Here is a 23413-nt window from a genome sequence, read left to right as displayed (position 1 = left end):
AAAATTGATTTATGTAAGGAGGATAAGACAAACTTAATTGTTGCCTAGGTGTGCCGCATTTTAAAAATTAATCATAAAAATTAATAATTCTTATCTTTTGAAACAATATAAAACTTTCACTTTGTGTAAATAAAAAAAGGAGGCACAAGCCTCCTTTTTTTAACAATCAAATTTTAGATAAAATTTATTTTACTAAAATCATTTTCTTTGTAAAAATGTTACCGCCTGTTTCTAATGTATAATAATATACTCCTGATGCAAAAGAAGCCGCATCAAATTTAACACTATATGAACCGGCATTTTTAAAACCATTTACCAGATTATAAACTTCTTTACCTGACTGGTCAAAAACTTTCATTGAAACATTTCCCGGATTAACTATATCGTATCTGATTTCTGTTATCGGGTTAAAAGGATTAGGATAGTTTTGATACAAGTTATATTTTGAAGGAATACCTGTTAGTGTCTGCTCTTCAACATTTGTAATAACATTGTAAGTTACATTCATTTTAAGAAGCGCGCTGCACTCCATCGCGACAAGATATCCTCTTTCAGGCACAATAATTCCTGCGCCGCATCCGCCTGCAGGCATATTATATTCAGTCCAGCTTGTACCGCCGTTTGTAGAGAATGATGAGCCTTGTCCGTAGTTTCCCGTCAATACTACATTCGGGTCTTCATGGCAAATGTCCGAGCCCCAACCGCTGAATGACGTAGATTGAATTCCCGCCCAGTTACTACCGGCATTAGTTGATTTATATCTGTTTGCCGATGACCAGTTAGTTGCATAAACTAAATTTTTATCAAACTGACTATTGCACATAGAAGGAATCTCACTTGCTCCGCTTGTATTTGTAAATACTTTTACCCAGTTAACTCCGCCGTTTGTTGATTTAAAAATATCTGCAACACCGCTTCCTGTGATACCATCAGCAAGTAAAATATTATTTGAATTTCCCCATTCAACTACTACGTCACAAGGACTTCTGAACGGATAAGCTCCGCTTATTTCAGTAAAGGTTGCTCCGTTATCTGTGGATTTCCAGAAACCGCCGTTATCCGGTGCATAATAAAATACACCCGGAGTGTTTTGGTCCATTTCAAGCGGCATTCCATAACTGCTGAAGTTGCTTGCAATTATTGTAGTCCACGTTGCTCCATAGTTAGTGCTTCTGACCACTTTGTCAGTTGGCGTACCTTCAATTGCGCACATTAAAACATTTGTATCAAGTGTGCTTACATAGAAAGAGTGAGCTATAGAAATTGTTCCTGACGTAGCTCCTACAGTTCCGAAATTTGTCCAGGTTTCACATCTATCCATACTTCTGTACATATTTTTTCCGTAAACAACGTACATTTCATTTTTGTTGTTTGGGTTCATGCAAAGATTATTTCCTATTCCGCCTGAAGCTGATAATTTAGTTACCCATGATATACTTTTGGTTGCTCCGCCGGTAAATTCCCAATTAGCACCGTTATTTGTTGTTTTAATTATAGCATCGGTTTTGTTGCTGCATGCATAATAAGTGCCGTTAAGATTTACTCTGTTTACAGTTATGCAGGATAAATCCGACATTAAAGGATTTGGTTCAAAATGAGCAAAACCGTCACCGTTAGGGAATGTATTATTTCTTATAAATCCCTGTCCGCCGCCAATCCTTATATAAAATGAATTAACACCTGATATAGTTCTTATATCACTAGGTGTCAAATAAGTAACTGTCGGGTTACCCGCAACTGATACCGTACCGGAAAAATATGCACCTGATTCACCGCCAACAAAATAATCAACTAAGGGTCCGGAGGTGAATACTGTGAGTAAATTTTTAGTTGTACCTGTTGTTAATGCAGTCCAGTTATTTCCGCCATTCGTTGTTTTGTATGCGACTCCGCCATCACCAACTGTAATATAATATGGGTCGGTTCCTCCTATTGCATTAAGTTTCACTGTACCGGGGATTCCTGAATTCTTTAATGTCCAAGATATACCGAAATCAGTTGACTTATAAACACTTCCATTATTTCCAACGATAAATCCGTCACTGAATCCGCGGAAGTTACAGCCATTTATGGAAGTAGCAGGTGTAGTGTAAACAATAGTTTCACCTGTTTGAAAATTTATTCTTGTAACTTTACCGTCGTTACTCGCTGCCATGAAGAACGAGCCAACTGCGGCTGAACTTACAAAATTAGCAGTCCCTAAAGTCGTTCTTGACCATGTCAAACCGCCATTATAAGTTTTCAGAACTTTACCGTTATCACCAAAGGCAAAAACAGTATTTGAATCTCCATAAGCCATTGTATTCAAACCCTGAGAATAGGAATTTGAAACAGTAACTATAATAAAGAATAAAAGTAAAAAAATCTTTACATACTTTTTCATTTAGTAAAAGATTTAATTTTTAAAATATATTTTTGAATAAATAAACTTGAAATTATAAAAGGTAGGGCAGCTATTTAAAGTTGTCCTGGGGAGCCGGAATGTTTTTTTAAATATAGTATGGAAATTAAAAAATCTCTTTTTAGAATACAATATAAATCTTATGTCTTCAAAAGATTTTACATTCGAAATTAAACCGGCACCCTTTATAAAACGATTCTATACTATTATTTCACTAAAACCATTTTCTTTGTTAAAAGATTTCCCACGGTTTCTAATGTATAATAATAAACTCCGGATGAAAAATTAGATGCATCAAATTTCACGCTGTATGTACCTGCATTTTTATTTCCATCTACAAGAGTATAAATATTTCTTCCCTCTTCCGAATAAATTTTAAGCTTTACCATTCCCCCACTCTTAATATCATAACGGATTTCAGTCGTTGGGTTGAACGGATTCGGGAAATTTTGATATAAAGAATAATCTGAAGGTACATTATTTGATATTATTCCTTCCTCAATTATATCTGCTCCATCATATTGTATTTTCATTTTTAAAACTCCGTCACACTGCTGCGATATAAGATAATCTCTTGCAGGAACAATTGTGCCCGCTCCGCAGTTTCCGCTCGGCAATGAAAACTCAGTCCAGTTAGCACCGCTGTTTGTGGATAATGATACACTCTGACCGTAACGGCCGGTAAGAACTAAAGACGGGTCTTCCTGACAGATTTCACCTGTCCACCCGCTGAAAGAAGTTGACTGTATTGAAAACCAGTTGTCTCCCCCATTGGTAGATTTAAATCTCATGTTTCCGCTCCAGTTCGTGATATACAATAAATTTTTATCGAAACGGGAATTCATAATGCAGGGAATTTCACTGAAGTTTCCTCCGGTTCCGGGATTTGTAAAAACTTTCACCCAGTTCACACCACCGTTAGTTGATTTAAATAAATCCGCCGGCTGAGCTGCGCTTGTAACTCCGTCAGCTAAAATAATCACATTGGGTTCTTCCCAGGATACTGATATATCGCAAGGACTTCTGAACGGATAAATCCCGCTTATTTCTGTAAATGTTGCGCCGCTGTTAGTGGATTTATAAAAACCGCCGCCATCCGGGGCATAATAAAAAATTGCAGGATTTACGTGGTCAATTTCAAGAGGAGTACCGTAGCTTGTAAAATTTGAATTAAGTATAACACTCCATGTTGTTCCATAATCAGTACTTCTGATTACTCTGTCATTTGGAGCGCTTTCACAGGCAGCAATAAAAACACTTGTATCGAGAGGGCTTACATAAAATGAATGTGTACTGTTTGAAGTAATTAATGTGTTTGGTATGGTTGCAATTTGTGTCCAATTTTCTCCTCTGTTAAAACTTCTGTAAATAGTTCTTCCATAGCATACAAAAATTGCATCTCTGTTATTCGGATGAAGACAAAGTCCGTTGCCTATTCCGCTGAATGATGTCAGTTTTTGGGAATATGTTATATTAGCTGAATTACCCGCAGTTAACTGCCAGCTTTGTCCTCCGTTTGTAGTTTTAATAATAGCATTATTTAAACTGCTTACTGCAAAACCTGTTGTAGCATCAAGAAAATTTACATCTGCAAGATTTCCCATCATAGGGTTGATTTCAAAATTCAAAAACTCATTGCTTGAATTTTTATTGTTTCGTATAAACCCGCCGCCGCCAACTATGTGAACATCAGTAAAACTTGTACCGCTTATTGCTCTAATATCTGAATTTACTCTTGAGTTGATTATCGCAGCAGTGACTCCCGTTAGTGATATCAGTGTTCCCCACTCACCGGTTATAATTGTGCCCGTCCCGAATGCCTTTACTGCAAGAAGATTTCTTGTAGTACCGGATGTTACGGCTGTCCAGCTCGCTCCTCCGTTATCTGTTAAATAAATTTTTCCGTTATCTCCGACTGTTACTCCATAATTTGCATCTCTGAAATTAATAGCGTTTAACTTTACGTTCGGAATACCAGAATTACTCAAAGTCCAGTTGAAGCCCGCATCTGTTGTTTTATAAATTAAACCGCCATCGGCACATACAAATCCGGTAGTAAGACTTGTGAAAGATATTCCATTGAGAGAATTTGATGTTCCTGTTGCAATTCCGTTGAGAGGAGAATTTACTTTACTTGTTTTATAAACCTTGCCGTCGCTTCCGCTTATCCAGACATCATCGCCGAATGAAGTAATACTTTTATAATTTACAGAACCTATTATGGTTCTTGACCATGATGCTCCACCATTACTTGAGCGGAATATATTTCCGTTATTACCTGCGGCAACAACATTTAAATTATCGGGAGCAATAATAGCATTTAACCCCTGAGAAAATAAATTTTGAGCTGATAAAATTAAGATTGAACAGAACAGGAAGAGCTGTAAATTTTTCTTCATAGCAGTTTTTTAAGTTATTTGTGGAGTTGAGCAATAACTTAGAGGTTTTAAAACTTAAAAAATTATTATTAATAATACAATAGGATTTAATAAGTATTCATTTGAGCTTACCAATTTGGCTTTTCTCATTTAAATTGCCATAAAAAACATCCCACATAAGAATTTCAGTACCCCCAATCTCATTCATCGGGCTTCCTTCGCTTATTGCTATGGCATCTTCGATGTTATCAGCAGTTATTAATGTTAATCCTCCTGTGTGATTTTCAAATCCCCCTCCGCCGCAGGCCACAAGTTTCCCTTTACTATGAATTTCTTTTAGCCAGAGCATCAGACGTGGAATTCTTTCATCGAATTCCTGCGGGTTGAATATTTCATCGGGTTCGTGCGATTTCCATATTAACGCATAAACTACTTTGAAAGGAGAATTCTCTTCAGGCATAATTCAGATATTATTTTTAGGAATACGTAAAATTGCCATTCCGCTTTTAAAAATGAAACTACCTGCTTACTCTATTTTATTAAAAATTAAATTTTAATACCTTTATTGTTGTTACTAAAAGTAACAAAATCTCATCTCAGAAAAGTGAAAAAAGTAATTACGATTTTATTATTGGGGCTTGTTATTCTCTCAGGAAGTTCAGTTGTTTTTGCGACTGACTATCCTGTAGTATTTGTTTCCAGAAACATGGTAAGCAACGGAAACGTTTTATTTCCTCAGGCTACCCTTATACCGGGTATGGGTCCTTACGGCAGATTTGCAATTGTCGGCGGCAAGCTTCTCATCCGCAACACTGACGGAAGCATCTTCACATTAATTGACAGTACAAAAAATTTCAACGGAATATCTTTAGTTGATGTACAGCAGCCGTTCGTAAGCTATGACGGCAATAAAATTATTTTTGCAGGCGTTGAAAGCAGGGACAGCTCATGGAGAATTTATGAAATATATAAAGACGGTACAGGATTTAAAAAACTTACGTTCAGCAACAGAAATATAAGTCTTAACCAGTTTGGTCCTGCAGCAGATAAATTCAGAACATATGAAGATATTGACCCTATTTATTTACCGGATGGCAGAATATTGTTCGCATCAACCCGCTACCCTACTTTATCACAAAAAGGATTTCCTGCAACAAACTTATTTGTAACAGACTCAAATAGCACATATATAAAACGTGTTACTTCAGAACGAAATAGCGGTGAAAAGCCTTCCATAAATCCACAGAACGGAGCAATAATTTACTCACGCTGGTGGCAAAATATTGACAGGCCGAGTAACGCTACTGAAAATAAGATCACAAGAGATGACAATTTGGCCCTTACTACAGATTTCGGCAATGTTTGGCAGGTAGCATCCTGCGTTACCGATTCTGATGTATTGAAATTTTATGGCGGCGACCCGCAGCATAGAATTACACTGAACAATTATCGCGGCAGAGTAATGTCAAACGGAAAGCTGCTATCGGTTTTTACTCCCGACCGTTCAATGACTATGACTAGCGGAAGCCCGGGAATTAGAATCACTGATAAAGGATTATCATATTACAAATATCTTGCAGGAGTTGATACAAACACTGCTCTGCTAAACCCGACTTCGACTTATACATATGCAGGACCATATGCAACTGACCCTGCTGAAATGCCCGACGGACGCATTATTTTCTCCTATGCTCTTTCTCCTATAAACTCCGATTACGCTTTATATACATATGACTTAAATACAAATACTATAAGTCCGTTCTATGATATTCCCGGGACTCTTGAGCTTAATGCTGAGCCTTTAGTTTCCCGACCGAGACCCCCGCTTAACTTAGGAGTTGATGATTACGATCAGAGCCAGGTTCCTCCTACTACTGACCCGAATACATTTTATCAGGGCGGATTGTTCAGATTCGACTGTCTTAATGTTTATGCAAATGCTCCGGTCGATACTCCTATTGACGATGCTCCTCCGATTAAAAAGCGAGCAAAGTTTCAGTTCTTTTTAAACTTCCAGAGACAGGACCCTAACGGTCAGGACTACCCTATTTTATTCAGAGAAATTGACTTGGATTTTGACGGTAAAATTGCCCAAGGCGATATGCCGGCAAACGTATCAATGTTCGAGCAGATGGTTGACAGCACAGGAAAAGTAATGCAGAACAGAAAAGGTAATATTGCTCACGTATCAGGATTTAATTTCGGCGCGCAGGGTTCAGGTACAAAATGCGTTGGCTGCCATGCAGGACATACACAAATTTCTGTTGCAAACAATGTAACTGAAGGCGGATATACAAATTTATCCACTTCTGCATTAGTAACTGCAAGCAGTATATTAAATAATGATTCATCCTTTGCAGGACAAAAAGTCGTCGACAGAAAAGCAAACAACGTCAATGCATCAGTTAACTGGATTGCAAACGGAGCAAATGACCAGTATGTGGATTTAAAATGGGAGATTCCGATTGAGAGCAGAAAAATAAAATTATATAATATTATTCCAAACGAAGGTGCAGGCACAAACATAAGTGTCAATGACTGCGAAATATTTTTCTATTATAAAGATGTTTTACTGAAGTATATTCCTTCAACAGGACCAATACCTGCAGACGGGCTTATTATTCCGTTAACACCAGTACAAAAATTTGACAGAATGTCTGTGTTCATAAGAAATTTTACAGGGAAGATTATGAACAAAAGTGTTGCAGGACTTGCAGAAATAGAAGTTAATGCTAAAATTTCTTACGATGAGCCTACAGGAGAACCTGTTGTAATTCCGAACACATATTATTTAAATCAGAATTATCCGAATCCGTTCAATCCCACTACCAAAATATCATTCAGCCTTGCAAAAGCAGAATATGCAAGATTAGAAATATTTGATATAACGGGACGCTCAGTTGCTGTTTTAATAAGCGGAGAAATTACTGAAGGCAAACATACGATTGACTTCAGCGCTAACTCAAACTTTGCATCCGGAGTTTATTTTTACAGGCTTACTACTCCGTCTTTTAACCTTGCAAGAAAAATGCTGTTGGTGAAATAAGGATTTATCCATTGGATTTTAAAAAAGTTTTCGGAGTAAAAAATTTTGCAGTAACTATTGTTATAGTTCTGGCTATTACCTGCGGTGCTGGTATTTTTGAAAATTATTTCGGAGAGTACCTTACATTCGCAGCGTCAATAGCAGCTTTATTGATTTATTATTTCTTTTTCTTTAAAAGAAATAATAAAAAAGGTATGTAAACTTTCTATACCCGTTTCCGTCACAAACTGAGGTTTGGGAATGAGAACAATTCTGACCTGACATGTTTTCAATCCTGTCAGGTCTTTTTATTTTAACCACCCCCCTTAATCTCTCCCGCCTTTGGCGGGACAAGCTCTCCTTGTAAAGGAGGGGGAAATTATGAGCCAGTGTTTTCTCAATCCAAAGCAATTCTGACCTGACAGGTTTTCAACCCTGTCAGGTCTTTTTATTTTAACACCTCCTTAATCCCTCCAGCCTCCTTGCAAAGGCGGGGACATTATTGGATAATTTATTTTTTCTTTCTACTTTCTACTTTCTACCTGTTACTAATTTCCCCCTTAATACTTATCCCTTTTCCGACTATTTTTGTAGATGCAAATACAAAAACCACGCGGAACGTACGATTTAATCCCAACTGAAGTTGTAAAAAGAAGATATGTTGAAGAAACTACGCGAAAAGTTTTTTCCAATTTCAATTTCAGTGAGATTCGCACACCTACATTTGAAAATACTCAGTTATTTAAACGCGGCATAGGCGAAGAGACCGACATTGTTTCCAAAGAAATGTATTCATTCAGTGACGGCGAGTTTACGCTTAAGCCTGAAATGACTGCATCAGTAATCCGTTCTTATCTTGAGAACAGCTTGTACAACGAGTCCCCTTTGCAGAAACTATATTACATTTCAAATATGTTCAGGGCTGAGCGTCCGCAGAAAGGCCGCTATCGCGAATTCTCACAATTCGGTGCAGAGGCAATCGGCAGCGGAGATTATTCTATCGATGTTGAAATGATTGTACTTGCAGATTCGATTCTGAAAGCGCTGGGACTTAAAGATTATACTATTACACTTAACACACTTGGTACTATTGAAGAAAGAAAAATTTATCTTGATAACCTTAAAGCATTTCTCAAACCGTTTGAATCGCAGTTATCTGAAACTAGCAAAGTAAGATTAGAAAAAAATCCGTTACGCATACTTGATACAAAAAATCCCGAAGAAAGAAAAATTTTAGAGAACGCACCTGCTCTTTATGATTTTTTAAACGATGAATCTAAAAATCATTTTCAGAATATTTTATCATCGCTCGATGCATTAAAAATAAAATATGTTATAGATTATAAGCTTGTGCGCGGACTCGATTACTACACTTCAACTGCATTTGAATTTATTTCCGCAGAGCTTGGCGCGCAGAGTACTATTCTCGGCGGCGGAAGATATGATGTTCTTGTTGAAATGCTTGGCGGAAAACCTACTCCTGCAATCGGCTTTGCCGCAGGAATCGAACGTATATTAATTTTACTTGAAGAGAAAGCTAAAGCAGGAAGATTTACATTTCCTGAGGATAATAAACTTAATCTTTACATAGTCAATGCAGGATTAAAAGATACATCAAGAATACAAAGTATTCTTACAGTTTTAAGAACTATGGGAATAAAATGCGAGTCGGATTTTTTATCGCGCAGCGTGAAATCACAGATGAAGGAAGCTAATAAATATAACGCTGAATATACTATCGTGCTGGGTGAAAATGAAATTACATCTCAAAAGTGTAAACTAAAAAGAATGGCTGACAGTAAGGAAATTGAGGCGGACATAAACAGAATTTACGATGACATAATGCTCTTTGAAGAGTTATTAAACAAACAAACATTAGCAAATAATGCGGACTAAACAAGTAAGACCTGAAAAAAAAGAATTCGAGTACGAGCTTACAATTACAAAGGAACATGACGACCTTCAGGATAAGAACTTCGTTAAGTTTGAATTTGTTACTACTAAAGAATTTATGAACTTCCAGTACAAGGTAGTCGTATATGAAAAAGTTGACCTGGCTAAAAACAAAATTGAGTTTAATGTAGAAGGTTTATCTGCTCCAAAACTTTCCCTCTCGCAGGCAGGAATTGCAAGCTACGTATATAAACTTTATGATTATAACTCAAAGGAATATGAGCTTGTGCTTTTTAATCATGAGAAAAGGAAAAATCTGTACAGGTTCAAAGTCATGAAAAACAATATCAAGATTCTTAAAGCTCCGGCTTCGAATAAATTTATCAAAGTAAACATTTAAAGAAATTGTATCCAAAATTATTTCAAATAGGTCCCATTCCTGTATATAGTTACGGGCTGATGCTCGGCATTGCATTCTTAGTCGGCAACTGGCTTTTCGGAAAAGAATTGAAACGCAACGGCTACGATGAAAACACAGGTGTAATAATAGTATTCCTTGCTCTTTTCGGCGGCATCGTCGGTGCAAAGTTATTTTATTTCATTGAGCAGTGGAACTTCGGAAGTTTTGCAAGCTTGATGCACTACTTTACTTTTGAAGAAATGTTTTCAGCATCGGGACTTACATTTTATGGCGGATTAGTAATGTCCATCGTTCTTATAATTATTTATTGCAAAGTAAAAAAACTTTCTGTTCTCAGAATTTTTGATATGATGTCACCCGGTACAATTCTCGGTTACGGAATTGCCCGCATCGGCTGTCATCTTGCAGGAGACGGAGATTACGGAATGCCGATTCCGCAAGGTTCGTTCTGGTCATTTCTTGCAATGAGTTATGAGAAAGGCACATACCCTACTCCTCCCGGAGTAGTTGTACACCCTACTCCATTATATGAATTCGCTGCAGCGTTTTTAATATTTTTGTTCCTGATGAAAATAAGAAAGAATTATAACGTACCGGGAACCTTGTTTGCTATTTATTTAATACTTGCAGGACTTGAAAGATTTTTAGTAGAGATAATCAGAACAAATCCAAGAATAATACTTGAACTCAGCCAGGCTCAGATAATTTCTGTAGCAATGATAATAGGAGGAATTTTTCTTTACATGAAAAATAAGCCAAAGGAAGAAGAGTTAAAGAAAACAGCTTTTGCTAATACTTGATTATTTAACCACAGAGAACACAGATTAAAACCACTGAAAACACAGAAAATTTATATTTCAGTTAAAACTATATTTTTTCTGTGTCCTTTGGGTAAAATCTCTGTGTCTTCTGTGGTTAAGTTACCGGCGAAATAAGCTTTCCATCTCCATAAATGTATTGTTTAATTTGCAGATAATCCGTATATTATAGATTAAACTTTAAATTTTTATAAGCAATGAAACGTACCTTTCAGCCAAGCAACAGAAAAAGAAAAAATAAACATGGATTCCGTGAAAGAATGGAAACAAAAAACGGAAGAAAAGTTCTTGCAAGAAGAAGAGCTAAAGGCAGAAAAAAACTCACAGTCAGCGACGAATACAACCGTTCAGTATAATGATTTTTTCACCGGTAATAAGCTTCCTAAGGAGCTCATTATCAGGGGCCATGATGCATTTTCAAAGATTTTTGAGTCTTCTGCGAAAACCAACAGCGGCGCACTAAGAGCATACGTAAGAACTTACATCAGTGAAAGCAAATCCGATTTTAACAGCCCGTCAGTTTCCATAAAGGCGGGCTTTGTTGTTACTAAGAAAAGAATTAAAAGCTCCGTAAGACGTAACAGAATCAAAAGGCTTTTAAGAGAATCTTACAGAACGGAAAAAACTTCCATCGATTTGAAACCGGTTAAAAAGAATTTTGAAATAATTTTTACTTTGTCTGACTCAGGTTACGAGAATTTTAAAGAAGGCAAGTTCAGTCTTCTCTCAGCCAAAGGCGACATGCAAAAGCTTTTAATTAAAATATTTAAGCAGAATGCTTAGGAAATATTTAAAAATATTCAGGCTCCTCAGTTGAAGATCATATTCATCTATCTTATAAAGTTCTATCAGAAGTTCATATCCCCGCTTTTACCTGCGTCGTGCAGATTTTATCCCACATGCTCACAATACAGTCTTGAAGCTTTTCAGGAATTCGGCGTATTCAAAGGTTTTTATTTATCAGTTAAACGAATTTTAAAGTGCAATCCTTTTTTTGAAGGAGGGTTTGACCCCATTCCTCATAAAGACTGCGCTCATAAACATTAAATTTTTTACATCATACAAAAATGGATAGACGTTCAATAATAGGTTTTGTGTTAATCGGAGTAGTTTTAATGTTCTGGCTTTACTGGAACACTTCCAAAACTCCCCCGCCTCCGCCTAAGAAACAGGATTCGGTGAAAGTTGAAACAAAACAAAATACAGATACAAGCAAAGCACCAAATAATATAGTTTCTAGTACTCAGTCAAAGAATGATTCGATAACAAGTTCATTAGGAAATATTTTTTCAAAGAACTCATCAACAGGTTCAAGTGATTCTGCAAGCACAAAACCTGCAGTCGAAAAGATTATTACAGTTGAAAATAAAAAAGTTGAGATTGAGTTCACTAACTACGGCGGAACATTAAGAAAATTCACGATAAAAGATTTCAAGACATGGGATAACAATCCTATGCAGCTAGTCAACTGGAAGAAAGGCAAAGAGCTTCATTTAATATTTACATCTAAAGACGGCAAGCAGATCAATACAGCTAACTTAGTCTTTGAAGCGGATTATAAAGAATGGGAAAAGATAAATATTGAAGATAAAAAAGATTTCGCTCTTAAATATACTTTAAACATAACACCTGACGGCTCTCAGAAAATTGTAAAGACTTATACTTTCAAACAGGACTCGTATGAGTTCGATGTTAACTATGAATTATTCAATAGTGATAAATTTATTTCAGGTTCAAAGTATCAGGTTGCATGGGAAACTTCTCTGAACCTCTCCGAAAACAGAAGCGACGATGAAGCAACATTCTCAGAAGCATTTGCTTTAATGGGGACAGATATAGAACAGCTTGATGCTGCAAAGTTTGACGAGCCTTACAAAGCAGATTTTACAGGAAACACAAAATATGTAGCAAGCAGAAACAAATATTTCGGAGTTTATATTATTCCTGACGGAGCGCCGGGAGACGGAGCATATTTAACCGGCTCACGCGAGCATCTTCCCGATAACGGAGTGAAGGAAAATTATTCCATCGCAATCAAGAAAGATATAAAAGCCGATAACTACGAAAAATCTTCTTTCAAAATTTTAGTTACACCGTTAGAGTACGGATTATTAAAAGCATACGGAGTTGACCTTGAAAAATCTCTGCGTTTCAGCTTAGACTTTATTGTAAGACCAATTGCTCAGTACCTGATTATTCCTTTCTTCATGTTCCTGCACGGATTTATTCCAAACTACGGACTTGTGATTATTATTTTTGCTGTTGTATTGAAGATAATATTGAATCCGCTGACAAAGTCGCAGATGAAATCGATGAAGAAGATGGGACAATTAAGTCCAAAGATGACTGCCATCCGTGAAAAATATAAGGATGACCCAGTAAAGGCGAATCAGCAGATAATGAAGCTGTACAAGGAGGAAAAAATAAATCCTGCCGGCGGATGTCTGCCGATGCTGCTTCAGCTTCCTATTCTTTATGCGCTGTTCGGTGTTTTCCGTTCAACGATTGAGTTAAGAGGCGCGCCGTTTATATGGTGGATTCATGACTTAGCTGCACCTGATATTATTTTCAATCTGCCGTTTACAATTCCTATTTTTGGAATTCATGCAGTATCGGGACTTGCAACACTGATGGGTATTACAATGTTCATTCAGCAAAAGATGACTGTTACTGACCCTAAGCAAAAAGCTTTGGTATATGTAATGCCGATAATGATGACACTCTTGTTCTTCAGTTTCCCTGCAGGACTGAACCTGTATTATTTCACATTTAATCTTCTTTCTATTATTCAGCAGTACTATACAAATAAAAAAGATAAAGAAAAAGCAGGTGAAGTAACCGTTGTGCAGACGAATAGTAAACCAAATACACCAAAGAAATAATTTTAGAATAGTTCTTTATTTTATTAAAAAGAAATTCAGGATTTTATAAGAAAGGTTTTACGTGGAGATAAATCCAAAGAATATATTAGTTGTTCAAATAGGAAAATTAGGCGATATGGTGCTTACCAGTCCCCTTTTTTATGAGCTTAAAAATATTTTCCCGCAGGCAAAGCTGAAAGTACTTGCTTCCCCCGTTAACAAAGAATTTGTTTCGGGATTGAAGGCTGTTGATGAAGTAATTGTATATCAGAAAAATGTGCTGAAGGATTTATTTCTTGCCAGCAGGCTAAAGAAGGAAAATTTCGATTTATGGATAGACGTGAAAGACGGATATTCCAGAACAGCGTCTTCATTGCTGAAACTTGCAAAGCCGAAGTTAGCGCTGGGATATAATGTTCCCAATCCAAAGAATGAAAAAGTATTTGATGTAGATTTAAAGGAATTTACAAAAGGAAAGCATGCTGTAGATTTAAGCCTTGCCACGGTATATTATTTTGGAAAAGAACCGGTAAACCCTAAGCCTGTTCTGACTGATTTTATCCAAAAAGAAACTAACGGTAAAAGCGACCTACTTATAAATTTATCTGCAGGCGACCCTTCAAGATATCTTGACATCAGAAAGTGGAATGCCCTTGTCGGGAATGTTCTGGATAAAAACCCATCCATCAGAATTCATCTAATTGGAATAGAGAAGGATGCTCAACTTTTGCTTGATATTGATAAAACATTTAAAACTGAACACATAACTTACAAGTATAATTACGACTTAAAGGAGTTAATTAACGAATTAAATAGCTCTAAATTAATTATCTCCGCTGATACATCTATTGTTCATTTTTCTTCAGGATTAAATAAACCAATAATAGGATTATATCCTAAAGTTGACTGGAATTATGAAAGATTTAAACCGCTAAGTGATATAAATGAAACTATAATTTCTAACAGCGAAAAAGGAATTGAAGATATAAACGCTGAGGATATTTACGAGAAATTTGTGAAAATTTCGGAAAGAATATAAAAAAACCTGTCAGGATTAAAAACCTGACAGGTTAATAAAGCTTGTGGAAATGCCGGGAGTCGAACCCGGGTCCGGAAAGCAGACCATTAAAACTTCTACATATTTAGTCTGGTTTTCTTTATCTCGTGATAAACGGCTAAACCGACAAAATGCTTATCACCAACCCTGAAAATCTCACTTAAAGTTACAGAGTATCACCTTAAGCCAACCCCTCTGTTTATCACTTCAAATCCGCCGAGAGGTGGAGAGAATTTGAAGTGTTAGCTGCTTTATTAAGCTGCTAAAGCGTAATTGTAATCGTTGCCGATTGTAGTTTTCTACCCTTTTTTAGGTGCCTGGCAGGACCACCATATGCAGTTTTAAACACCTAACAATCCGTCGAAACCGGTGCATTCCCAAGTGTTTAGTATATCTATATATAATATACTTATAATTCGTGTTAAAAGTTTCTTTAAACGCTTCTTGTCGGGACACAAAATTTGTGCCTCTATAATTAATTGCCACGCCTTTTAAGGCGTGGATAAAAATAGTCTCAATAATGATGCCCTTCAGGGCAATCTGACTTATTATTTGCCCTAAAGGGCAAACATCCGTTACATCATTAATCCACGGCTTGAAAGCCGTGGCAATTTTATTTCAAATCTAAATTCTTACTTTATAAACTTTATAAACCTTAAAACTTTTAACTTTAGAAACTATCTTTTCAACTTCGGATCCAACGCATCCCTCAAACCGTCACCCACAAGATTCACTGCGAAAATTGTAAGCATAATAGCTATCGATGGAAATACTGCAAGTCCCCAATTGGAGCCTGCTATAATGTACTTATATCCGTCAAAAATCATCTGTCCCCAGCTTGCCGTAGGCGGCTGAACTCCAAGTCCCAGAAAGCTTAAACTTGCCTCGAATAATATTGCCGTTGCAAGTCCCACGGTACCTGTTACTATCACAGGACCCATGCAGTTTGGCAGCATGTGTTTAATAATAACTCTCGGAGCTTTAAATCCTATTGCCTTAGTTGCCTCAATATATTCCGTTTCTCGCAATGAGAAGAACTGACCTCTTACTATTCTTGCTATATCAACCCAACCTGTCAATCCTATGGCTACAAATGCCTGCCAGAAGCCCTTACCGAGCACTACAGAGAGCGCTATAATGAATAAAATCGAAGGGAATGCCCATACAACATTAATCACCCACATTATCACACCATCCGTCTTACCTCTGAAATATCCTGCCATAGCCCCGAGCATTACGCCAAGAAATATTGCAATGCTTTCAGATATAATCCCGACTGATAAACTCACTCGGCTGCCATAAATTAATCTACTTAGCACATCACGCCCGAACCTGTCCGTTCCCAGATAAAAATTAAGCTCTTTGTTCCATTCTTTCTGAGAAGTCCCTTTCAGCTCAGCTTTATCTATGTTCGCTTCGCTTCCGGAGAAATCCGTATAATAAACTTTGCTGTTATCTTCTCTTATAATATTCTTTATAGGAATATACTGTAATTCGCTTCCTTCAAGCTTTTTTATTATAACATTTCCTTTAAAGCCGATTGGCTTAACGGAGTATTCCAATATCTGCTGATTAGGATTGAAGGGCGCTATTAATTCCGCTGTAGCAGCTATAATAAAAAGGAGCGCAATTATTATAAGCCCAATCATTGCAAGCTTGTTGCGCTTTAATCTTTTCCATGAGTAGTGCCAGAGACTTTTAGGTGAGGGGTCGAGTACCATCCCCTCTTCACGTATATAAACTTGTTCTGTAGTTTCCAAGAATTTTTAAGATAGTTTTACTTTAGGATCAAGTACTGCATACAATATATCAACAAAGAAATTAATCACAACAAATACAACTGCACTGAAAAGCACCGTGCCCTGTATCATAGGAAAATCAAGCTTCAAAATCGAATCGAATGCCAGCAGACCGATACCCGGCCAGTTGAAAATATACTCTATAAAATACGCGCCGCCAAGTGTTGCAGCAAGCGATGTGCTGATTGTAGTTACAATCGGATTTAATGCATTCCTTAATGTATGTTTGAAAATCACTTTGCCTGAGCTCAGTCCTTTTGCCTTTGCAGTCCTTACATAATCCTGGCTCATTGCATCCATCATTGATGAACGCGTTATTCTCGCAATTATTGCAAGCGGTCTCAATGCAAGAGTTATCATTGGCAGCACTAAATAACTCGGTCCTTCGGAAATATATCCCGAAAGCGGAAACCACTTCAGCCAGAAGCCGAAGACAAGCGCCATTATCAAACCGAATGCAAACGTAGGAAACGATATTCCAAAGAGCGCAAATAGCATCGACGCGTTATCCAAAGCCGTGTATGATTTAACTGCCGATATGATGCCTATTATCACTCCGAGAATTGCCGATATAATCAATGCGCTTACTGCAAGCAAAGCCGTTGCAGGAAACTTATCTATTATAGTCTGAACAACGTCTCTGTTAGTTGAGTATGAGCGGCCAAGATTTCCCTGAACTGCGTTCCCGAGAAATCTGAAATATTGAATGTAGAGAGGTTTATTTAATCCGAGCTCTTCGCGGACTGCTTCAACAGAAGCGACATCTGCGCGCTGCCCGAGCATTATTCTTGCAGGATCTCCGGGAACAACATATAGCAAACAGAAAGTAACTGTTACTACACCCAGAAGAATTAAAATTGTGTAAAGAAAATTTCTTATTATATAAGCTGTCATTATACTGAGGCGCTGTTGATAAGAATATTTTTATTCAATGATGACTGAATATGAATATTATAAAATTTGTATGATGCAATATAACATACGTAGTATAAAAAAAAAGTCTCGAATTCATATAGAATCCGAGACTTTTCGAAACTTGTAGTTTCTCTCTTACTGCTCGATAACTCTCTTTGCTTTAAGAAATGCTTTCGCATATGTTTCTTTTTCAAGAGATGTTACAATCACACCTGTGCTGGAACCTGAATGAACAAAATATCCATCGCTTAAATACATTCCTACGTGTGTAACTCTTCCTTTATGCATTGTGTCGAAGAAAAGAAGGTCGCCGAATTTTAAATCTTTGACTTCTACTTCTGTGCCGACACCTGATTGTTCAAGTGAAGTTCTTGGTAATGCAACGCCGAGGGCTTGGTACATTACTGCTTGAACGAATGCTGAGCAATCGATACCTCTTTTTGAAGTACCACCCCATAGGTATGGAGTGTTAAGGTATTCAATCACTTTGTACATAACTTCGTCACTGTTTACAGCTGATGTGTTGCTGACGGTTTCGATGTATCCTGCGAGTGAGCTTGATAGAGATTCGAGATTACCTTTATTAATTTCTGTTTTAGATTTAAAATTGACGCTTGCCACTTGTTCTGTTTTCTTGTAGCTGCTGCCAACCTTCTTAGAAAGGTTATCTTTAATCTCCTGGCTCATTGCTGTAGAACTAACAACGAATACTGCCATTGCAATCATTACTATAAACTTTAACGATTCGGAAGTAGTTCTTGGTTGCCTGCCAATTAGCATTAACTAAATTCCTCCGTTTAGTTTATTATATTAAAAGAACAATGTTGTAAAAGTACTATATTTAATATTATTTTGCAAGATCATTTTTTCTGCAATTTAAGGTTTCTTAATTTTTGTCAAAAAAGACTGACAAAACCAACCTCAATTATAGCTTAAATATCCATTTTCCCCAAATTAAAAATGCACAATATGTCATTTTCTCAAAAATGTCACACTTAAAATTTCAACTTTTAAAGAACTTTTTACGAGAAAATATCTAAAATCAAAAATCAATCAATAAAATCATATTTGTATTACAGAATTACTACTTATAAAAACTTTTCAAAGCGCAACTCTAAATACCAATTGTATCTTGCAGAAAGAAAATCTTATTATAAATCTTATTACAAAGATTTTACTTATCCAGCCACAATCTTCTGAAGTTAACTCTGTGCATAGCATCAAGCGGATAACCTTTCACATATGGCTGCAGTAACCTGTAGTCTTCATCATAAAAGATTATAAGAAGCGGAGCGTCATTCATTGCAAGCTGCTCTGCCTGCAAATATAATTTATATCTTTCGTTCCTGTCAGATTTAGTTATTGCCTGCTCGAATAATTCATCGTATGCTTTGTTCTGATATCTTGTGCTGTTTATCGGGCTTATATCTTTCGGATTAGCCGGTACATTCTTTCCATAGAATAAATTCAGGAAGTTTTCAGGGTCGGGATAATCTGCAATCCAGCCAAGTCTGAAAAAGTTAGCGCGTCCTGCATCAATATTATCTAAGTGCTGGGCAAACGGTATCTGATTGATTTTCATGGTTATGCCGACTTCCTTAAGCATACTTTGTATTGCTTCTGCAACCTGTGTATTTCTTCCGCCGCCGTCGTTAATCTGCAGAGAAATATCTTCAAGTCCTTTTCCGTCAGGATAACCTGCTTCAGCCAGAAGCTGTTTTGATTTTTCTTTATCGTATGAATACCCTTTTATACTCTTGTAATCATAACCCGGCATTGAAGGCGGAACCACTCCGTAAATACCTGCGTAGCTTGATTGTCCGTTAAGAACGAACTTTATAATTTTTTCCCTGTCAAGTGCATAGTTGATTGCCTGGCGGAGCTTAACGTTTCCTAAAACTTTGCCTGTGGTTAAAAATCCATAGAACTGAACAGATAATGATGGCACTCTTTGAAGCTGGAACTTTGCAAACTCCGGTGTTAACTGTTTGCTTGCATCTACAACTTCTTTGAATGATTCGTTAGGTATTCTGTATGACTCGTCAATGTTTCCGTTTCTGAATTCAAGTAACTGCTGTGAAAGATCTTTTATAAATTTAAACTTAACGTTATCTACATAAGGTAACTGATTTCCGAAATCATCCTTCATCCAGTAGTTTGGATTTCTTTTCAGGTTAAGGTCCTTATCCTGAGTCCAGTTTTCAAAAATAAACGGACCTGTACCAACGGGATTCTGGAAGAAATCTTTTCCGTATTTATCGACAGCTTCTTTGGGAACGATATATCCGAAACCGAGACATGTATAATATATAAACGGTCCGAATGGTTTCTTTAATTTAATAACAAAGGTAGAATCATCCTTTACAACGTAACCTGTTACTTCTTTAAGCTTCGGCTCTCTGTTTTCTTTGGTAGCATTGGAGATATCATAATAATATTCATAAGCGCCGACAACTAAATTTTTATAGAAATCAAATCCGCGAGTTGATGTTCTCGGGTCGCAGACTCTTTCATAGGAGTACTTCACATCTTTTGCAGTGAGTTCTCTTCCTTTTCCATTTGGAAAGCATGCGTTATCATGGAACATAACACCTTTTCTCAGATGGAATGTATATTCAAGTCCGTCAGGTGAAATCTCCCAGCGTGTTGCAAGTGCCGGAGTTAAATTTAAAGCTGAATCTAAATCAATTAATAAATCATAGATCTGATGGGCAACGTGATGAGAAATGTCATCATTAATACCGACAGGGTCTAAGCTTCGGACGTTATCGTTTTCATTCATTAAATATGTTCCGCCGCCTTTTATTCCGCCTTGCAGATTTGTCATTTTAGTGCCGTCGTCTTTTTTTCCGCATCCGGAAATTATAAACGCTGCTGTGAGGGCAAATAAAAATACGAAAGAACTTATATAATATTTTTTATTCATAATAATGGTTTATGATTTATGAATTATTTTGATTTATCTTATAGTGAAAATTAATTGCATTCTGAACACCCTCCGTCTCACTTCGTTGACACCTCCCTCATGGGAGGAGTTAGACTATTCAACTCTCCCCTTGAGGGGAGTCCGACCTTTAGGTCGGGAGGGGTGTTTTATAATTTATTAATTGTATTATTCAGTTCTATTGTCTTCTGTCTCACTATCTTTTCAAATTCTTTTCTTTCAACATTCATAGGAGAAGAATAAATTATTCCCCTGCTGGAGTTGATTACAAAATTTTTATTATGGAGATTTTTGAGCAAGTCCCCTGCTTCTCCGTGCTGGCTCCCTACTCCGGGGATTAGCAAAGGATAGTCAGGAAGTTCCTTGGAATACTTTCCAATCTCTTTAACATAATTAGAACCGAACACAAATCCGATGTTTTTATTTTTATTCCACTCTATACATTTCTCAACGACTTTTTCATATAAAAACTTATTGCCGACTTTTAGTTTCTGAAAATCATTTGAACCTTCGTTAGAAGTCAGTGCAAGCACATAGGTCAGTTTATCTTTTCTGTTAATAAACGGCTCAAGGGAGTCATATCCCATGTACGGCTGAAAAGTAATTGCATCAAAATTCATTTCATCTAAGAATGAGCGCGCATACATTTCATCAGTATTACCTATATCCCCTCTTTTTGCATCACATATCTTTATAAGATTATCCGGGATGTACTTCAATGTCTTCTCAACCGTCTTATAACCTTTAACACTCTCATAAAAAGCCATGTTCAGTTTATATCCGGCAACAATATCCTTCGTTGAACACATTATATAATGATTGAAGTCATACACAGGGTCAGAATACTTATGAAAACACTTCGGAATTTTTGTAATATCGGAGTCAAGTCCGATTACAAGATTCGAATTGTTTTTCTTAACGACTGCTTTGAGTTTTTCTAAGTAAGTCATTCTACTTCTTTAAAAAATTCTTCCACATCATACTTTCAACGGGCTTGTTCGTCTTCTTATTATACTTTGCGCTTTTCTTTTTATCGTATGAATTCTCGACTTCTCCCTCTACCAAAAAATAAATCAATTGGCCGACCGGCATGAAAGGATAAACAATACACGGTTGCTTCACTGAAATTTCAAGCGTCCAGTAATTTTTAAATCCAACATCACCTTTACCGGCAGTTGCGTGAATATCAATTCCTAGTCTTCCGATGCTCGACTTACCTTCCAGGAACGGCACATATTTATACGTCTCAGTATATTCCTGAGTTACTCCAAGATATAATCTCGATGGGAGTAAAGTAATTCCTTCCTTCGGGATTTTAAACGCAGTTGCCTTATTATGCTTCTTAGCATCTAAAATATCGTCATCATAAACTGAAAGCCATTCGCCTAAATGAACGTCATAGCTGTTTGTGCCGAGACATTTCCTGTCAAACGGAGTGATAACAATATTTTTATTTTTTATTTCTTCGAGAATTTTTTTGTCGGAGAGAATCATACTTCAATTTAGAATTAAGAATTTAAAATGTAGAATTAAAATATTTGTTTTAAAAATTCTGAATTCTGAATTCTGAATTCTGAATTTATATGTAAAGATTTCTGTTCCTGTACGCGCTCATGCCAATACCAAGCATAATCAGAAATGAAAGCAAAGAAGATATACCGTAGCTCATCAACGGAAGCGGAATTCCTATAACGGGCATGAGACCGATAGTCATTCCAACGTTAATAACTAAGTGGAACAAAATAATAGAGGCGAAACCTACGCATGCAATTGATAAAAATCTGCTTCTTGTAAGATATGCGTTGCTAATTAGCTTATAAATAATTACGATGTATAATGTAAGAAGAATAATTGAACCGATAAATCCAAACTCCTCGCCTATCATGCAGAAGATAAAATCTGTCCATTGTTCAGGAATAAATTTCAGCTGTGTCTGAGTCCCTGCGAGAAAACCTTTGCCCCAGATACCGCCTGAACCGATAGCAACTTTTGACTGGATAACATTGTATCCGCTGCCCAGCGGGTCAGTTGAAGGATCGAATACAGCCATAATTCTTTTTTGCTGATACGGTTGCAGCTTGCTGAATACCTTAGGGACGGAAAAACCTATAGCAACATTTACTGCTACAATAATTCCGGATATAATATAATTCCGCTTAAACAGCAGCAGGCTTATAGCTATTATAATAATTGCCACGATGAAATATGTTGGACTTATAAATGCCGCGAATGCTATCACACCAAATGAAATAAGCGCAACTAAAAAGTATGGGGAAAGTCCCGCCCAGAAAAAAATCGGGATAAGAAATGATAAGAACACCAAAGATGTTCCTGTATCTGGCTGCTTTAAAATAAGAGCGAAAGGTATTAATACAATCAAGCTTGCCTTAATGAACTCCCATGGTTTGTTAATATCCCGCGTCTCTTCTCCGCCTGAGGATAGATAATTTGCAAGGCAGAGTATCGTAGTAAACTTTGCAAGCTCCGAGGGCTGAATACCGAATCCTCCTATGTAAAACCAGCTTTTATTTCCTTTGATAACACGACCGAAGAGCAGCACAGCAATGAGCAGTCCTATAGTTACGAGATACATCAGATATGAAGCTTTAGACATGTACTGCGGAGGAACGAAACTGAGACCAATCATAAGCGCAAAACCGAATAAAGCAAAGTACAACTGCTTCATATAAAATTCGTGACTTGTTGCATTGCCGTATGTCGCACTGTAAATAGCAAGAATACCAATCGTAATAAGTATAGCCGTCGTCAGCGATAACAGAATATCGAATCTTTTAAATATATTTTTATCCAATTATAAAATTTTATGTATCTTTTTTGACTTTGGAAAATATAACTGAGGAAATAAATTTACTTAATACTCAATACTTAATACTTAATACT

At 36.8% G+C, this 23413-nt stretch carries 20 protein-coding genes and 1 other RNA gene; 10 read left to right on the top strand and 11 right to left on the bottom strand.

Going from position 1 to position 23413, the window contains the following annotated elements; all coding sequences use genetic code 11:
- Positions 1 to 184: 184 nt before the first annotated feature.
- The 3 genes from JST55_01640 to JST55_01630 form a co-directional block, all read right to left on the bottom strand.
- The gene (locus tag JST55_01640; protein MBS1492180.1) at positions 185 to 2383 is read right to left on the bottom strand and encodes a T9SS type A sorting domain-containing protein; all 2199 of its coding nucleotides are present in this window, start codon (positions 2381 to 2383) and stop codon (positions 185 to 187) included.
- 224 nt (positions 2384 to 2607) lie between these two features.
- Positions 2608 to 4800, bottom strand: coding sequence for a T9SS type A sorting domain-containing protein (locus tag JST55_01635; GenBank protein MBS1492179.1), 2193 nt, complete (start codon positions 4798 to 4800; stop codon positions 2608 to 2610).
- A 97-nt stretch (positions 4801 to 4897) separates the two neighbouring features.
- Entirely contained in the window at positions 4898 to 5239 is a 342-nt protein-coding gene (locus tag JST55_01630) for a hypothetical protein (GenBank protein ID MBS1492178.1), read from the bottom strand.
- A gap of 144 nt (positions 5240 to 5383) precedes the next feature.
- Between JST55_01630 and JST55_01625 the strand changes: the two genes are divergently transcribed.
- The 10 genes from JST55_01625 to JST55_01580 all read left to right on the top strand — a co-directional run bounded on the left by JST55_01625 (position 5384) and on the right by JST55_01580 (position 14836).
- Positions 5384 to 7825 (top strand): T9SS type A sorting domain-containing protein, encoded by a 2442-nt coding sequence (locus JST55_01625; protein ID MBS1492177.1) that lies wholly within the window; start codon positions 5384 to 5386, stop codon positions 7823 to 7825.
- An 11-nt stretch (positions 7826 to 7836) separates the two neighbouring features.
- Positions 7837 to 8025 (top strand): hypothetical protein, encoded by a 189-nt coding sequence (locus JST55_01620; GenBank protein MBS1492176.1) that lies wholly within the window; start codon positions 7837 to 7839, stop codon positions 8023 to 8025.
- A gap of 373 nt (positions 8026 to 8398) precedes the next feature.
- Entirely contained in the window at positions 8399 to 9700 is a 1302-nt protein-coding gene (locus tag JST55_01615) for a histidine--tRNA ligase (protein MBS1492175.1), read from the top strand.
- Positions 9690 to 10097 (top strand): hypothetical protein, encoded by a 408-nt coding sequence (locus JST55_01610; protein ID MBS1492174.1) that lies wholly within the window; start codon positions 9690 to 9692, stop codon positions 10095 to 10097. Before JST55_01615 ends, JST55_01610 begins: the two co-directional genes overlap by 11 nt.
- Before the next feature lie 5 nt (positions 10098 to 10102).
- Positions 10103 to 10918 (top strand): prolipoprotein diacylglyceryl transferase, encoded by an 816-nt coding sequence (gene lgt / locus JST55_01605; GenBank protein MBS1492173.1) that lies wholly within the window; start codon positions 10103 to 10105, stop codon positions 10916 to 10918.
- 215 nt (positions 10919 to 11133) lie between these two features.
- A complete protein-coding gene (gene rpmH, locus JST55_01600; protein MBS1492172.1) occupies positions 11134 to 11292 on the top strand; it encodes a 50S ribosomal protein L34 in 159 nt (52 codons plus the stop codon).
- Positions 11225 to 11719 carry a ribonuclease P protein component gene (gene rnpA, locus JST55_01595; protein ID MBS1492171.1) on the top strand — a complete coding sequence of 165 codons (495 nt, stop codon included), beginning with the start codon at positions 11225 to 11227 and terminating at the stop codon, positions 11717 to 11719. Before rpmH ends, rnpA begins: the two co-directional genes overlap by 68 nt.
- 30 nt (positions 11720 to 11749) lie before the next feature.
- On the top strand, positions 11750 to 11983 hold the full coding sequence (yidD, locus tag JST55_01590) for a membrane protein insertion efficiency factor YidD (GenBank protein MBS1492170.1): 234 nt from the start codon (positions 11750 to 11752) through the stop codon (positions 11981 to 11983).
- 20 nt (positions 11984 to 12003) lie between these two features.
- Positions 12004 to 13818: a membrane protein insertase YidC gene (gene yidC, locus JST55_01585; GenBank protein ID MBS1492169.1), complete on the top strand. Its 1815-nt coding sequence runs from the start codon at positions 12004 to 12006 to the stop codon at positions 13816 to 13818.
- A 61-nt stretch (positions 13819 to 13879) separates the two neighbouring features.
- Positions 13880 to 14836, top strand: coding sequence for a glycosyltransferase family 9 protein (locus tag JST55_01580; protein MBS1492168.1), 957 nt, complete (start codon positions 13880 to 13882; stop codon positions 14834 to 14836).
- A 41-nt stretch (positions 14837 to 14877) separates the two neighbouring features.
- Here the strand turns inward: JST55_01580 and ssrA are convergent.
- The 8 genes from ssrA to rodA all read right to left on the bottom strand — a co-directional run bounded on the left by ssrA (position 14878) and on the right by rodA (position 23324).
- Positions 14878 to 15233: a transfer-messenger RNA gene (ssrA, locus tag JST55_01575) on the bottom strand.
- Positions 15234 to 15531: 298 nt separating this feature from the next.
- A complete protein-coding gene (locus JST55_01570) occupies positions 15532 to 16575 on the bottom strand; it encodes an ABC transporter permease (GenBank protein ID MBS1492167.1) in 1044 nt (347 codons plus the stop codon).
- 45 nt (positions 16576 to 16620) lie between these two features.
- Entirely contained in the window at positions 16621 to 17547 is a 927-nt protein-coding gene (locus JST55_01565) for an ABC transporter permease (protein MBS1492166.1), read from the bottom strand.
- Positions 17548 to 17703: 156 nt separating this feature from the next.
- Positions 17704 to 18348 (bottom strand): C40 family peptidase, encoded by a 645-nt coding sequence (locus JST55_01560; GenBank protein ID MBS1492165.1) that lies wholly within the window; start codon positions 18346 to 18348, stop codon positions 17704 to 17706.
- Between the two features lie 394 nt (positions 18349 to 18742).
- Complete coding sequence (locus JST55_01555; GenBank protein ID MBS1492164.1) at positions 18743 to 20494, bottom strand: ABC transporter substrate-binding protein; 1752 nt, start codon at positions 20492 to 20494, stop codon at positions 18743 to 18745.
- Positions 20495 to 20661: 167 nt separating this feature from the next.
- The gene (pyrF, locus tag JST55_01550) at positions 20662 to 21462 is read right to left on the bottom strand and encodes an orotidine-5'-phosphate decarboxylase (GenBank protein ID MBS1492163.1); all 801 of its coding nucleotides are present in this window, start codon (positions 21460 to 21462) and stop codon (positions 20662 to 20664) included.
- A gap of 1 nt (position 21463) precedes the next feature.
- Positions 21464 to 22006, bottom strand: a complete 543-nt coding sequence (locus JST55_01545) for a dCTP deaminase (protein ID MBS1492162.1) — start codon at positions 22004 to 22006, stop codon at positions 21464 to 21466.
- 85 nt (positions 22007 to 22091) lie between these two features.
- Positions 22092 to 23324, bottom strand: coding sequence for a rod shape-determining protein RodA (gene rodA / locus JST55_01540; protein MBS1492161.1), 1233 nt, complete (start codon positions 23322 to 23324; stop codon positions 22092 to 22094).
- Positions 23325 to 23413 lie beyond the last annotated feature (89 nt).

It is taken from the genome of Bacteroidota bacterium, assembly GCA_018266835.1.
GTDB lineage: Bacteria > Bacteroidota > Ignavibacteria > Tepidaquicellales > Tepidaquicellaceae > JAFDZO01.
This window is presented reverse-complemented; position numbering and strand designations above follow the sequence as displayed.

Excerpts from the sequence above, each read along its gene's own strand:
- JST55_01640 (MBS1492180.1), bottom strand. The coding sequence starts at position 2,383 with ATGAAAAAGTATGTAAAGATTTTTTTACTTTTATTCTTTATTATAGTT.
- JST55_01635 (MBS1492179.1), bottom strand. The coding sequence starts at position 4,800 with ATGAAGAAAAATTTACAGCTCTTCCTGTTCTGTTCAATCTTAATTTTA.
- JST55_01630 (MBS1492178.1), bottom strand. The coding sequence starts at position 5,239 with ATGCCTGAAGAGAATTCTCCTTTCAAAGTAGTTTATGCGTTAATATGG.
- JST55_01615 (MBS1492175.1), top strand. The coding sequence starts at position 8,399 with ATGCAAATACAAAAACCACGCGGAACGTACGATTTAATCCCAACTGAA.
- JST55_01610 (MBS1492174.1), top strand. The coding sequence starts at position 9,690 with ATGCGGACTAAACAAGTAAGACCTGAAAAAAAAGAATTCGAGTACGAG.
- rpmH (MBS1492172.1), top strand. The coding sequence starts at position 11,134 with ATGAAACGTACCTTTCAGCCAAGCAACAGAAAAAGAAAAAATAAACAT.
- yidC (MBS1492169.1), top strand. The coding sequence starts at position 12,004 with ATGGATAGACGTTCAATAATAGGTTTTGTGTTAATCGGAGTAGTTTTA.
- JST55_01570 (MBS1492167.1), bottom strand. The coding sequence starts at position 16,575 with ATGGTACTCGACCCCTCACCTAAAAGTCTCTGGCACTACTCATGGAAA.
- JST55_01565 (MBS1492166.1), bottom strand. The coding sequence starts at position 17,547 with ATGACAGCTTATATAATAAGAAATTTTCTTTACACAATTTTAATTCTT.
- JST55_01560 (MBS1492165.1), bottom strand. The coding sequence starts at position 18,348 with ATGCTAATTGGCAGGCAACCAAGAACTACTTCCGAATCGTTAAAGTTT.
- JST55_01555 (MBS1492164.1), bottom strand. The coding sequence starts at position 20,494 with ATGAATAAAAAATATTATATAAGTTCTTTCGTATTTTTATTTGCCCTC.
- pyrF (MBS1492163.1), bottom strand. The coding sequence starts at position 21,462 with ATGACTTACTTAGAAAAACTCAAAGCAGTCGTTAAGAAAAACAATTCG.
- JST55_01545 (MBS1492162.1), bottom strand. The coding sequence starts at position 22,006 with ATGATTCTCTCCGACAAAAAAATTCTCGAAGAAATAAAAAATAAAAAT.